We start from the raw sequence: 12,986 nt of genomic DNA, 5'->3' as shown, positions 1-12,986 counted from the left end.
GTCCTGAGGTCGTCACTTGTCTGCCCTGCGTCGTCGCCAAGGCACGCCGGCCGTGGCCGTCGCGCGCGCGGGCTGCACGTCATCCAAGGGTGGGCCTGCGCACGGCTGTGGCCCGGGCTCAGCCCATGCAGGCAACGAAGCGCGCGGGAAGGTCGCGGGTCCAGTAGGCCGTGTCTTCTTCCGCGATCCGCCGCGCGTCCTCGGCCTCGCCCGCCACAAGCGCCGACCAGAAGCCGCGCAGCGTGGCGATGATGCGGTCGATGCGCTCGGCCTCGTCGGGAACGTCGATCAGGGCGGTCACGATGTAGAACTTGCGATACAGCGACAGCGCGTGCTCGGCCAGGTAACGGTTGTGGATCCGCTCGACGACTTGCCCGCGGAACTCGAAAAGCGAGCGTGAGAACGGCAGCTTGGCCGAGCGGTCGATCAGGTCGATCCCGGCAAGCGTCGCCTGGCGCGCCTCGTCCGGCCAGTAACGGATCACGTCCTGGATCAGCGCCCGGTCGATCCAGATCTTGATCTCGTAAAGATCGACGATCTCGGTTGCGCTGAAGTCTGCGACATAGAAGCCCAGCCGAGGGCGGCTGACGATCAGCCCCTGTCCTTCCAGTTCGCGCGCGGCCTCGCGGATGGGGCCGCGGCTCACGCCCAGCCGCTCGGCCAAGTGGACCTCGTTCAGGCGCTGCCCTGGCTTCAGCAAGCCCGTCACGATCAGGCGGACAAGCTCCTCGCGGACGGTGTCCGACAGACTCGGATGGTGCAGCCTGATCATGCCTGTGTCGTTCATGTCTCTGGTTCTTTGCCCTCGTGCGAGCGCGAGTCTGCACGTGAAAACAGGAAAAGGCGAGAAATTAAACTGTCAACAGTTGTCAGAAAAGGAATTCTGCTGTACATGAAGGATATGTGACAGCGGATGGTTGCGGCTTTTCTGGCTTGGCGCCCTTCGCGAAGGAGGGAAAGCCATGATGAATGCGTCGCAACCGGGTCCCATGAGCCTGGTACCCTTTGTCAGCGTCGACGACATGATGCGGCTTGTTCTCGGCATCGGTGTCGAGACCGTGCTGACCGAGCTTGGCGGCTATATCGAGGAAGACTTCCGCCGCTGGGAAAGCTTCGACAAGACGCCGCGGGTCGCCGCCCATTCGGACGAGGGCGTGATCGAGTTGATGCCCACCTCGGACGGCAAGGCCTACGGCTTCAAATACGTGAACGGCCATCCCAAGAACTTCCAGGGCGGCCGCCAGACCGTCACCGCCTTCGGCGTACTGGCCGATGTCGATACCGGCTATCCCGTCCTGCTGACCGAGATGACCATCCTGACCGCGCTGCGCACGGCGGCGACCTCGGCTGTGGTGGCGAAATACCTCGCGCCCAAGGGGGGGCGCACCATGGCGATGATCGGCAACGGCGCGCAGTCCGAGTTCCAGTGCCTCGCCTTCAAGACCATCTGCGGCATCGACACCGTGCGTCTTTACGACATCGACCCGCAGGCGACCGCCAAGGCGGCCCGCAACCTTGCCGGCAAGGGGCTGACCGTGATCCCCTGCGCCTCGGCGCAGGAAGCCGTGCAGGGCGCCGAGATCATCACCACCTGCACCGCCGATAAGCAGTATGCGACGATCCTGACCGACAACATGGTCGGCGCCGGCGTCCACATCAACGCCATCGGCGGCGACTGCCCCGGCAAGACGGAACTGCACAAGGACATCCTGCTGCGCTCGGACGTCTTCGTGGAATACCCGCCCCAGACCCGGATCGAAGGCGAAATCCAGCAGATGCCCGAGGACTTCCCCGTGACCGAGATCTGGCGGGTGATGACGGGCCAAGCTCCGGGCCGCACTGACGACCGCCAGATCACGCTGTTCGACAGCGTGGGCTTCGCCACCGAGGACTTCAGCGCGCTGCGCTATGTGCATGACAAGATCCGCGGCACGAATCTTTACCAGAACCTCGACCTGCTGGCCGACCCGGACGATCCGCGCGACCTGTTCGGGATGCTGGACCGCCGGTCGGCCTCGCTGAAGGTCGCCTGAACGGCATGGAGGGGACCTTTCTGACCAACCGCGAGATCGCCGATCTGACCGGGTTCCGGCACCTGCTGCACCAGACACCCGAGGTTTCGGGGCAGGAACGCGAGACCGCCGCCAGGGTGGCCGCCAAGCTGCGCGAGATCGGCGCGGACCGGGTCGTGACCGACCTTGGCGGGCATGGCGTGGCCGGCATCTTCGACGGGGCCGCGCCCGGCCCCACGGTCATGCTGCGGGCGGAACTGGACGCGCTGCCGATCGAGGAAACGGGCGACGTGCCCCATGCCTCGACCATCCCGGAGCGCGGGCACATGTGCGGTCACGACGGGCACGCGGCCTCGCTTCTGGGCTGCGCCTATGCCTTTGCCCGGCAGCGGCCCGCGCGCGGGCGCGTGGTGCTGATGTTCCAGCCGGCCGAGGAGGACGGCTCGGGCGCGGCGGCGGTGATCGCCGACCCGCGCTTTGCCGAGCTGCGCCCCGACATGGCCTTTTCCTGGCACAACATGCCCGGCATCCCCCTGGGCGAGGCGCGACTCCGCGAGGGACCGATGTTCTGCGCCTCGGTGGGCGTGCGGGTGCAGTTGGACGGGCGCACCGCCCATGCCTCGCAGCCCGAGACGGGGAACTCGCCCGCGCAACCGCTGGCCGCGCTGATCGGGCGCATCGCCGCGCTGGGGCCGGGCGGCTCGATGGACGAGGATTTCGCCCTTGTCACCGTGACCCATGCCCGCTTGGGCGAGCCGAGCTACGGCATCGCGCCGGGCCGGGCCGAGCTGCAGGCGACGCTGCGCGCGCTGATGCCCGAGCGGATGGCGCGGCTGCGCGCCGAGGCCGAGGCGCTGGCGCGCGGGATCGCGCGGGATGCGGGGCTGAAGGTCACGCTGGACTGGCATGATGACTTCGCCTGCACCGCCAACGACGCCGAGCCGACGGCCATCATGCGCCGCGTCCTCGACGCCCGGCAGGTCCGCCGGGAAGAAATGCCCGAACCCTATCGCGGGTCCGAGGACTTCGGCCGCTTCGGCGAGACCGCGCAAACGGCCATGATCCTGCTGGGGGCGGGCACCGGGGTCAGCGCGCTGCACAACCCCGATTATGACTTCCCGGACGATCTAATCCCGATCGGGGCGGAAATCCTGACCGGCGCCGCGCGCGAGATCCTGGGCTGACCGCGCGCCCACTGAACATTCTGATGCCAATGGGGAGGAGCAGAGGATGACAATGATGAAAAGCCCGCGGATGTGGCGCGACATGCTGGTCGTGGGCTTCGCCATGTTTGCGGTGTTCTTCGGCGCCGGAAACCTGATCTTCCCGCCGCAGGTGGGCTTTCAGACCGGCGCCGACTGGGAATGGGGCCTGCTGGGCCTGCTGGTCACGGGGATGCTGCTACCCACCTTCGGGGTCGTGGCCGTGGGCCTGCGCGGCGGCACCTTCGAGCGGCTGACCCGGCCCATCGCGCCTTGGTTCGGGACGCTGCTTCTGGTGGTCTCGATGACGCTGGTGGCCTGGCTTGTCACCATCCCGCGCACGGGCGCGGTCGCCTTTGAGACGGGGCTGGCGCAACTGGTGCCGGCGGCTTCGGGCGTGGCCGGCAAGACTGCGTTCCTGATCCTTTATTTCGCGATCTCGCTGTTCTTCGCGATCGACCGCAGCAGCGTCATCGACAAGATCGGCAAGTATCTGACCCCGGCGCTTCTGGTCCTTCTGGTCGGCATCGTCGCCTGGGCCTTCGTCGCCCCCCTGGGCGAGCCGGTCCCCTCGCGGCAGGCGAGCCCGTTCCACTACGGCTTCATCACCGGCTACCAGACCGGCGACGTGCTGACCGGCCTGCTGTTCGGCGTCATCTTCATCGACGCGATCAGGGCCAAGAACCACGACAACCCGCGCGCCTTCGTGCCGATGCTGATCGGCGCGGCCGCCATCACCTTTGCCGGGCTGCTCATCGTCTATGGCGGGCTGGAATACCTCGGCGCGACCGGCAGCGGCCTGTTTCCCGAGGACACCGCCCAATCGGCGCTTCTGACCGGCCTCGTGGCCCGGCTGGCGGGAAACCTGGGCGCCGCAGCGCTGGCCGTCGCCGTGGTCCTCGCCTGCCTGACCACGGCGGTGGGCGCCACGGCCGTCATGGCCTCCTATATCGCGAAATGGACCCGTGACCGCGTGAGCTATCGCACCGGCGCCATCGTCACCACGGTCGTGGCGCTGTTCCAGGCCTTCGGCGGCGTCGATTACATCATCTGGATGGCCGGGCCTATCTTCATGCTGATCTATCCCGTGGCGATCGGCATCGCGATCCTCGGCCTCTTTCCTCGCCGCCTCGTCAATGACGGGGTCTGGAAGGGCATGGCCGTCGCCACCGTGGCGATCGGGATCTACGACTCGCTCAGCCTGTCGGGGTCGATGCTGGGCTTCACGCTGCCGCAATGGCTGCAGCACGCCCATGCCGCGATCCCGCTGGCCGGGCAGGGCTTCGCCTGGGTCATCCCCGCCGTCGTCGGGATGCTGATCGGTGGCGCGATCTGGTCGGCGACCGGCCGCGCCGGCGTCGATCACCAGCCCGAGGCGGGCTGAACGCATGTCCCGCCCCGGCCCGTGCGACGGCACGCATGGGCCGGTCAGAAAAACACGGCAGGGGCGAGCGGCCGGCGCTGCCGGAGAGTTGACCAAGGCTGAAGGCAACGGCGGCGCACCGCGACCCGCCATGAACAACAGGAGTCGGCCATGACCACCAGTCCGATGACCCGCAGATCGACGCTGCTCGCGCTCGGGGGCGCCATCACCACGGCGCTCCTGACCGGGGGGCGGCCTGCGGCGGCGCAAACGGCCGCGCCGGAACCGGCGACCCTGCTCAGCAACGTGCGCATCTTCGACGGGCTGAACGACCAGCTTCGTCCGGGGCACCTGCTGATCCTGGGCGACAAGATCGCCGAGGTTTCCGAGGGCCAGATTCAGCCGCCTGAGGGCGCACAGGTGATCGACGGGGCCGGGCGCGTGCTGATGCCGGGACTGACCGACGCCCACTGGCACATGGTCTTCGCCCCCAACAGCATGGCCAACATGGTGGCCGCAGATACCGGCTTGATGTACGCCTATGCCGTGGCCGAGGCCGAGCGTACGCTGATGCGCGGCTTCACCACCATCCGCGACACCGGCGGCCCGACCTTCGGCCTCAAGCAGGCGATCGATCAGGGCGGCATCCCCGGCCCGCGGGTCTATCCCAGCGGCGCGCTGATCTCGCAGACCGCTGGGCATGGCGACTTCACCGCGGCCTACGAAAACACCGCGACCCTGGGCGGCGCGCGCTCGCGCTACGAGGACATCGGCGCCTTCCTGATCGCCAACGGCCCGGCCGAGGTCGCCGCGGCCGTCCGCCAGCAGTTCCGGCGCGGGGCGAGCCAGGTCAAGATCTCGCTCGGCGGCGGCGTGATCTCGGATTCCGACCCGATCGACACCCTGCAATACACCCCGGAAGAAATCCGCGCCGCCGTGCAGGCGGCCACCGACTGGGGCACCTATGTCTGCGCCCATGTCTATACGGTGGACGGCATCCGGCGCGCGATCGAGGGGGGCGTGCGCTCGATCGAGCACGGCCATATCGCCGACGAGGACACCGTCCGCCTGATGGCCGAGCGCGACGTCTGGCTGAGCATCCAGCCCTTCGAGGAGGGCGACAACCCCCTGACCCCCGAGCAGATCGCCAAGGCCGAGCCCACGAGCCACTGGGACCGCGTGGTGGAATGGGCGCGCCTGCACGGGACGCGTGTCGCCTTTGGGACGGACATGCTGTTCCAGCCCAATGGAACCTACAAGCAGTCCGAACTGCTGACCCGCTTCGCCCGTGTCTTCGGCAACGCCGGCGCCCTGCGGATTGCCACCTCAGGCAACTGTGAGCTGTTCGCCCTCAGCGGCCGCCGCAATCCCTATGGCGAGGCACGGCTGGGGGTGCTGGAACGCGGTGCTTGGGCCGACATGCTGCTGGTCGAGGGCGATCCCACGCAGGACATCAACCTGCTGACGGACCCCGACCGCAATCTTGCGGTCATCATCAAGGGCGGCCAAGTGCACAAGAACCTGCTCGGCTGAAGGCCATGCCCGAAGCGCACCGTGGTCGCGCATGAAAGCCAGAAAGGGGGCGCTGCCGTAGGCGCCGTCGGCTGCGACGCGCTTCGGGCGGTAGCCGAACCGCTCTAGAGCCCGCCTCAGCATGTCACGTCCGGCATCCACCTCGGACGCGAAGCGGGCAGGGCTGGCCTGCACGTCGAGCGCGACTCCGCTTGGAGTGTCGATCAGGAGATTGAGCGCGTAGCCGAATCGGCCGCAGGCCGTGCGCGCCGGCCAGGCGGCGGCGGAATCGGTGCGCGACAGCGCCGCCGGCGATCCTCGCTTTTGCCCGGTGTCCGTCGGGACCACCGCCGCCTGATCGGCCAACCACTCCCGCACCGGCCGAGCCAAGGATGCCGCCTCGGGGCACTGTCAGAGCAACCGGCTGGCGGCGGGCAACTGACCGCCACATGTCCCGGATCAGCGCCCATGAGACAGACCGGGGCATTTCATGAGAGGAGGATGACTGGTTCATCGTAGCCGCCAAGGAGCGAAGATGAAGCAGACATCCGGGGCAACGAAGAAGGCGCCCGCAGGGGCCGTCCTGAAGGACATCCGGCGCGCGACGCGCCGCCAGTTCTCCGCCGGGGAAAAGATCCGCATCGTGCTGGAAGGCCTGCGCGGCGAGGACAGCATCGCCGAGCTGTGCCGGCGCGAAGGCATCAGCAGCTCGATGTACTACGGCTGGTCCAAGCAGTTCCTGGAGGCTGGCAAGCGCCGCCTGGCGGGCGACACCGCCCGGGCGGCCACGTCGGACGAGGTGAAGGAACTGCGCCGCGAGGCCAGCGCGCTCAAGAAGGTCGTGGCGGATCTCACCCTGGAGAACCGCCTGCTCAAAAAAAGCATGAGCGGGGCTGGGGACGACGACGCATGAGGTCCCCCGCAGCCGACAAGGCCGAGATCATCCGCCTCGTGGAGCAGTCCCGCCTGCCGGTCCGGCGCACCCTGGAGAAGCTCGGGATCCCGGGAGCGACCTTCTACAGGTGGTACGACCTCTACCAGAGGGGCGGACCCGAGGCGCTGGAGGACCACCCCTCCCGGCCAAGCCGGATCTGGAACCCCATCCCGGACGAGGTCCGGGCCAGGGTCATCGCACTGGCTCTGGAGCAGCCGGAGCTCTCGCCCCGCGAGTTGGCCGTGCGCTTCACCGACGAGCAGCGGTACTTCGTCTCCGAGGCGTCGGTGTACCGCCTCCTGAAGGCCCAGGACCTGATCACCAGCCCGGCCTGCATCGTCGTGAAGGCCGCCGACGAATTCACCGACAAGACCACGGCCCCGAACCAGCTCCGGCAGACGGACTTCACCTATCTCAAGATTGCCGGCTGGGGCTGGTACCACCTGTCCACCGTGCTCGACGACTTCTCCCGCTTCGTGGTGGCCTGGAGGCTCTGCTCCACGATGAAGGCCGAGGATGTCACTGCCACCCTGAATCCGGCACTGACCGCCTCGGGGCTCGACCGGGTGAGGGTGCGGCACCGTCCGCGCCTCCTGAGCGACAACGGCGCGAGCTGCATCGCAGGTGAGCTGGCGGAGTGGCTTGAAGACCAGGGCATGACCCACATCCGGGGTGCCCCCCGGCACCCCCGGACCCAAGGCAAGATCGAGCGCCGGCACCAGACGCTGAAGAACCGCATCCTGCTCGAGCACTCCTACCTTCCCGGCGCCCTCGAGGAGCAGGTCTCAGCCTTTGTCGAACACTGCAACCACCGCCGCGCCCACGAGAGCCTGGGTAACCTCACCGCGGCCGACGTCCACTTCGGCCGCGGCGAGGCCATCCTGGCCGAGCGGGCGCGGATCAAGCGAAAGACCCTCACCCAACGGCGCTTGCAGCATCACGCCGCAACAGCCTAACCTCACCCCCAGATGGACCAGACCCTCCGATCCTGAGCGACGCCGGCAGTCTCAAATCATCTGACAACGGACAAGCGCAGGATCAGCTTCTCCAGCGTGAGATCAGAGACCGCCTTCCGCAGCCGCTCGTTCTCCTTCTCCAGCTCCTTCAACCGCTTGACCTGGTCGCTCTTCAGCCCGCCATGCTCCTTGCGCCACCGGTAATCGGTGAACTGGGTCACGCCGATCGAGCGCACCGCCTCGGCCACCGACTGGCCCTGCGACACCAGCACGTCCACTTGCCGGAGCTTCGCGACGATCTCCTCGGGCTTGTGCTTCTTCTGGGACATTCCTTCGTCCTCCATCTGGCCCGAAAGCCTACTTCAGGGAGGACCGCTTTTCAGGGGGCAGACCAAACGCCGGCGACACCGACATCGCGGCCCATGCAGCCACCTGGAACGCGGAAAACCGCGCAACCGTGGACGGCTGGCTGGAACAGGCCCGCGCAGCAGCCCGTTGAGACCTTGCGAGTTGCCTGTCAGGAACGGGCGCCAGGCAGCTGGCGCCCGCTCCTGAATCGAGAACATACAAACGTTTCTTGCGCAGTTCGAACGCTGTCTGCGGCTCGTCGAGCTGCCCGTGACCGCCTTGCCGGTGACAGCGCCCGAGCATGATCCGGGGACGACGCCGCGCGGATGGGCGGGGTGGCCTCTGCAGTGTGGCGACAGCCGGGAGAAGAACATGCAGTGGATTGCAGAACACCGCGACACCATCACCACCCTGACCAGCATCGGAACGCTGCTCGTCTGGGTGGTTTATCTGCAGGTCTTCGTGAACAGCTATCGCCGCCAGTTGCGCGCCACCCTGCTGATCACGCGCGGAGCGGGCGACGGGCTGGACGCCCGCTGCTTCCTGACCAACATGAGTTCGGGAGCCGTCTATGTCGCAAGCGTCCTGGTCACGCTGCAGACGCCGTCACAAACGACCGTCAGAGCCGTGACCGACATCCGCGACGGTGGCGGGAGGATCGTGGAGGATGCCGGCCGCTGGACGCGTCAGGGACCACTGGCAAGCGGCGAAAGCCGGGATCTGGGATCATTCGGCAGCCTGGCGGGACAGGCCCTGTCCCGGACGTCCGCCGCAGGCGATCCGTCCGACCTGCCGTTGCGGTCGATCACCATCGAGGTCATCGGCATCTACGGCTCCGAAGACCTTCCCGTCGGCGCCCGCAGAACCTTTGTTCTGCACGAGCGTGACGGCGATTGGCAGATCGCGGGACAGGAGCTGAGCACCCGGCAGATCAGAAGCAGGCGCGGGCGGCGCAAGCTGGTCACCGATCTCGAAAGGGACCGCTGACCGGAAGACCGCAGGCGGCCGTCAGGATGAGCCGGCCGAAACCTTGCCTCTTGGTCAGGACGCATGAAACCCGACGACTGACCCTTGGCCTTCCAGGCCAGGGGTCCGAAGCCTTGCCAGTCGGGCAATGCCGCGAAGCGCCACGATTCCTTCCGAGTCGCGCAGGACCGGCCTGGCGGCTCAATGGCCCCTGCCCCTCTGCAACCCGGCCTTTTTCGGAACATGGCGGCACTGCAGGGGTTGGGCTGGCTCAAGGGGTTCTTGCGCCTCTCCAGTCAGAAGGAGACCGACATGCACATCCAGCAGATGATCGCCACCCATCCCGAGGTGAAGGGCCACACGGCCGGCAGGCTCCTGCGCTGCATCGAGGAATGCCACGACTGTGCCGCGGTCTGCACCTCCTGCGCCGATGCCTGCCTGGCCGAGCCCATGGTCGAGCAGCTTCGGCAGTGCATCCGCCTCAACCTGGACTGCGCCGACATCTGCGCGACCGCAGGCGCGATCGCAAGCCGCCGCACCGGTTCTAATATCGAAGTCATCCGGGCGGTGATCGACGCTTGCGGCACCGCCTGCCGGGCCTGTGGCGAGGAATGCCGCAAGCACGCCGGCATGCACGAGCATTGCCGCATCTGCGCCGAATCCTGCATGCGGTGCGCCGAAGCCTGCCGCGATGCCTTGGGCGATCTGCACTGACGGCTGGCCGGGGCAGCCGCCCGGGCCACCGGGCGGCGATCCCGACGCCTCGGAAGACTGACGCGGATGCCGAACTTCGTTCCCGCGTCCTGGCGGCATTGGTTCTTCTCGTCCTCGTCCATGTCGCAACGCCCTCCCTCAAGTTCCTCGAGGGGACGCCGCGGACCCTCTGGCTGTCGGTCGCGGGCGGCGTCTCGGTGGGGCTATGTGTCCGTGCATTCCCTGCCTGATCTCGCTGCCAGCCAGGCGGCCGTCGCGGCGGCGGCGGGCGAGCTGACGGGCGGCCTGGCCCTGGCCGGCGACATATGCTCCTGATCGCCCTTGCCGGGCTTCTCGCCTTCTACGGGCGTGGCCTGCTGGCCAAGATCTCCCGCGCGCGCCGGCAGGGCGCGCCGGTGCCCGCAGGCCGCGCCCCGGAGGACGGGACAGCGGCACCCACGAGTCCGCGGGTATTCTGGATTCACATGGCCTCGTTCGCGGGCGGCTGGATCCTCGGGCTTGTCACGGGACTGCCCGAGGCCGGGGTGGCGGCGCTGACCGCCTTTCTGGGCGGCGGCGTGGTGCTCAACGTGCTCAAGGAGGAGGTTCCGAGCCAGCGGCAGAGCCGCTTCTGGGCCTTCGCCGGCGGCGCGGCCGGTTACGCCGCCCTTCTGCCGGCCTTATGAGAGGGGGCGGCCGCATCGCGTTCCAGAAGTCTGCCGGGGATGGAACCGGACCCCCGCGGTCAGCCTGTATCTGCAAGGCAGGCCTGCAGTGCCACCCGCTGCTCGGCACCACGTTCACCGGGGGGAAAATCCTGAATGGCGATACGGCTGTTCGTCTTCGATGCCTATGGCACCTTGTTCGATGTGACCGCCGCCGCCCGCCGTGCCGCGGCCGAGCCCGGCGCCGAGGCCTGGGCCGACCGCTGGACAGCCCTTGCCGGCCAGTGGCGGCGCAAGCAGCTGGAATACAGCTGGATCCGGGCGGTCGCCGGGGCCCATGCCGATTTCTGGCAGGTCACGCAGGACGCGCTTGACTGGACGCTGGAGGTAGAAGCGCTGGCTGATCCGCAGCTTCGGCAGCGCCTGCTGGATCTTTACTTCGAGCTTCCTGCCTTTCCCGAAGTCCCTGAAGTGCTGGGCAGGCTCAAAGATCGGGGCTTCGCGCTGGCGATCCTGTCGAACGGCTCGCCCGCGATGCTGCAGGCAGCGGTGGCCTCGGCCGGGATCGCGCCCCTGCTGGATGCGGTCCTGTCTGTCGAGGAGGTGGGCGTCTTCAAGCCCGATCCCGCGGTCTACGCGATGGTGGGCGCCCGCTTCGGCACCGCGCCTGCCGAAACGGGCTTCGTGTCGTCGAACGGCTGGGACGCCTGCGCGGCGGCGGCTTTCGGCTTCCGGTCGATATGGGTGAACCGCGAGGGTGCACCCATGGACCGTCTGCATGGCCGGCCCGCGCAGGAGTTGTCGGACCTGCAGGCGCTGCCGAGTCTGGCCCATGAAATGGAGAACGGCAAAGCCTGATCCGCTGACTGCGTTTCCTTGCGTTCTGTGGTGCCTGTCGGGACGAAGTCGGACCGGAACAGTGACAGGGCCATTCTCCAGTTCCGGCATCATCTGCCTTGGGAGGCTTCCATTCTCGGCAATTTCTCGGCTTCCGGTCTTCTGCAGCTTCTGGAGCGTCTTCGGGCGAGCTTCTGGTTTCTGCCCTCTGTCATGGCAGCAGGCGCGATCGTGCTGTCCTTCGTCATGGTCGAGGTCGATGTCTGGATCGGCATCGACCTGCGCACGAAGCCGGGCTGGTTCCTGACCTTCGGCTCCGAGGGCGCCCGCGCCATCCTGGGGGCCATCGCCTCGTCCATGATCACGGTCGCGGGCCTGACCTTCTCGCTGACCATGCTGACGCTCCAGCTTGCGTCGTCGCAGTTCGGGCCGCGGCTCCTGCGCAGCTTCCTGCGCGACCGCGGCAACCAGATCGTGCTGGGCACCTTCATCAGTACCTTCGTCTACTGCCTGCTGGTGCTGCGGACAGTGCGCGGCACCGACGAGGCAAGCTTCGTCCCCCATCTTTCGGTCGCGACGGGCTTTGCCCTGGCCATCGCCAGCCTGGCGGTGCTGATCTTCTTCATCCATCACACTGCCCATGCCATCCGGCTGGAGTCGGTGCTGTCCGGGCTTGCTGCGGAAACACGCGACGCGATCGACCGCCTTTATCCCGCGCGGATCGGCGAGGGGGCGTCGCGCGCGCCTGGGTATGCGCGATCAGCCGCGGCGCAGCTTCCCGACTTTGACCGGAATGGCCAGGCAGTGCCGGCAGGCCAGGGCGGCTACGTGCAGGCCATGGATGACGAGGCGCTTCTTGCCGTTGCCGCCCGCCACGGAGTCGTGGTGCGGGTAGAGGCCCGGCCGGGCTGCTTCGTGTGCGAGGGAGACGCGCTCCTTACTGTCGCGCCGCTCGTCCAGGTATCCGACGCTCTGGTGGACGAATTGCAGGCGGCCGTGGCCTTGGGCGAGGACCGAACGCCGCGGCAGGACCTCGCCTTCTCGCTGTGGCGGATCGTCGAGATCGCGCAGCGCGCCCTGTCGCCCGGGATCAACGATCCCACGACGGCCTGCTATTGCATCGATCGGCTGGAAGAGGCGCTTTGCCATCTGGCGGGACGCGAGACTCCCTCGGCCATCCGCTGCGACAAGACGGGCGCGGCGCGTGTTGTGGCAAGGGGGCGCGGGCTGGACGAACTTGCCTTGCCGATTTTTCGGGCAGTGGCACGCTATGGGGTCGGCGACGCCGACGTGGTTCGCCGTCTTGTGTCCGCCATGGAGGCAGTGGCCGCCCGCGCCCCGGACGAGCGGGCCACGCTTCTGGAACTGGTCCGGGCGATCCGGGCCGAAGCGCGGGCCAGGGCCGCAATCTTCGATGCGGCGGACATCGATGCCTCTGCCGGCCCTCGGGCCCAAGGCCGGGACCGCGGTGACTGATCCGGGCAATCTGGCCGGGCGG

11 protein-coding genes and 2 pseudogenes are annotated in these 12,986 nt (G+C 67.9%); 10 read left to right on the top strand and 3 right to left on the bottom strand.

Annotated features, from left to right (window positions below):
* Positions 1 to 118: 118 nt before the first annotated feature.
* Positions 119 to 787, bottom strand: coding sequence for a GntR family transcriptional regulator (locus CK240_RS14960; protein WP_095641136.1), 669 nt, complete (start codon positions 785 to 787; stop codon positions 119 to 121).
* Positions 788 to 989: 202 nt separating this feature from the next.
* On the opposite strand from CK240_RS14960, the gene CK240_RS14955 reads away from it, so the two are divergent.
* From CK240_RS14955 to CK240_RS14940, 4 genes are all read left to right on the top strand, one after another.
* The gene (locus tag CK240_RS14955) at positions 990 to 2,033 is read left to right on the top strand and encodes an ornithine cyclodeaminase (protein ID WP_420818632.1); all 1,044 of its coding nucleotides are present in this window, start codon (positions 990 to 992) and stop codon (positions 2,031 to 2,033) included.
* 5 nt (positions 2,034 to 2,038) lie between these two features.
* A complete protein-coding gene (locus tag CK240_RS14950; RefSeq protein WP_095641135.1) occupies positions 2,039 to 3,196 on the top strand; it encodes an amidohydrolase in 1,158 nt (385 codons plus the stop codon).
* 46 nt (positions 3,197 to 3,242) lie between these two features.
* Positions 3,243 to 4,598 (top strand): branched-chain amino acid transport system II carrier protein, encoded by a 1,356-nt coding sequence (gene brnQ, locus CK240_RS14945; protein WP_095641134.1) that lies wholly within the window; start codon positions 3,243 to 3,245, stop codon positions 4,596 to 4,598.
* A gap of 150 nt (positions 4,599 to 4,748) precedes the next feature.
* Positions 4,749 to 6,110 (top strand): metal-dependent hydrolase family protein, encoded by a 1,362-nt coding sequence (locus CK240_RS14940; protein WP_205957864.1) that lies wholly within the window; start codon positions 4,749 to 4,751, stop codon positions 6,108 to 6,110.
* Positions 6,111 to 6,137: 27 nt separating this feature from the next.
* Here the strand turns inward: CK240_RS14940 and CK240_RS19595 are convergent.
* Positions 6,138 to 6,437 (bottom strand): annotated as a pseudogene (locus tag CK240_RS19595) (transposase); the annotation flags it as partial.
* A 187-nt stretch (positions 6,438 to 6,624) separates the two neighbouring features.
* Here CK240_RS19595 and CK240_RS14930 point away from each other — a divergent pair.
* Positions 6,625 to 7,979, top strand: a protein-coding gene (locus tag CK240_RS14930; RefSeq protein WP_095641133.1) for an IS3 family transposase whose coding sequence is annotated in 2 segments (ribosomal slippage) — positions 6,625 to 6,964 and positions 6,964 to 7,979 — 1,356 coding nt in all. Because the reading frame shifts where the segments join, the coding sequence is not laid out codon by codon here.
* Between the two features lie 74 nt (positions 7,980 to 8,053).
* Here CK240_RS14930 and CK240_RS14925 read toward each other — a convergent pair.
* Positions 8,054 to 8,308: pseudogene (locus CK240_RS14925) on the bottom strand (transposase); the annotation flags it as partial.
* Between the two features lie 391 nt (positions 8,309 to 8,699).
* Between CK240_RS14925 and CK240_RS14920 the strand changes: the two are divergent.
* The 5 genes from CK240_RS14920 to CK240_RS14900 all read left to right on the top strand — a co-directional run bounded on the left by CK240_RS14920 (position 8,700) and on the right by CK240_RS14900 (position 12,964).
* Positions 8,700 to 9,314: a hypothetical protein gene (locus tag CK240_RS14920; RefSeq protein WP_095641132.1), complete on the top strand. Its 615-nt coding sequence runs from the start codon at positions 8,700 to 8,702 to the stop codon at positions 9,312 to 9,314.
* A gap of 222 nt (positions 9,315 to 9,536) precedes the next feature.
* Positions 9,537 to 10,007, top strand: coding sequence for a four-helix bundle copper-binding protein (locus tag CK240_RS14915; RefSeq protein ID WP_205957863.1), 471 nt, complete (start codon positions 9,537 to 9,539; stop codon positions 10,005 to 10,007).
* Positions 10,008 to 10,312: 305 nt separating this feature from the next.
* Positions 10,313 to 10,672 (top strand): hypothetical protein, encoded by a 360-nt coding sequence (locus CK240_RS19010; RefSeq protein WP_095641130.1) that lies wholly within the window; start codon positions 10,313 to 10,315, stop codon positions 10,670 to 10,672.
* 135 nt (positions 10,673 to 10,807) lie between these two features.
* Positions 10,808 to 11,509 (top strand): haloacid dehalogenase type II, encoded by a 702-nt coding sequence (locus tag CK240_RS14905; protein ID WP_095641129.1) that lies wholly within the window; start codon positions 10,808 to 10,810, stop codon positions 11,507 to 11,509.
* Positions 11,510 to 11,536: 27 nt separating this feature from the next.
* Positions 11,537 to 12,964 (top strand): DUF2254 domain-containing protein, encoded by a 1,428-nt coding sequence (locus tag CK240_RS14900; protein ID WP_338048975.1) that lies wholly within the window; start codon positions 11,537 to 11,539, stop codon positions 12,962 to 12,964.
* Positions 12,965 to 12,986: the final 22 nt, after the last annotated feature.

Origin of the sequence: Paracoccus salipaludis (assembly GCF_002287065.1) — a bacterium.
GTDB lineage: Bacteria > Pseudomonadota > Alphaproteobacteria > Rhodobacterales > Rhodobacteraceae > Paracoccus > Paracoccus salipaludis.
This window is presented reverse-complemented; position numbering and strand designations above follow the sequence as displayed.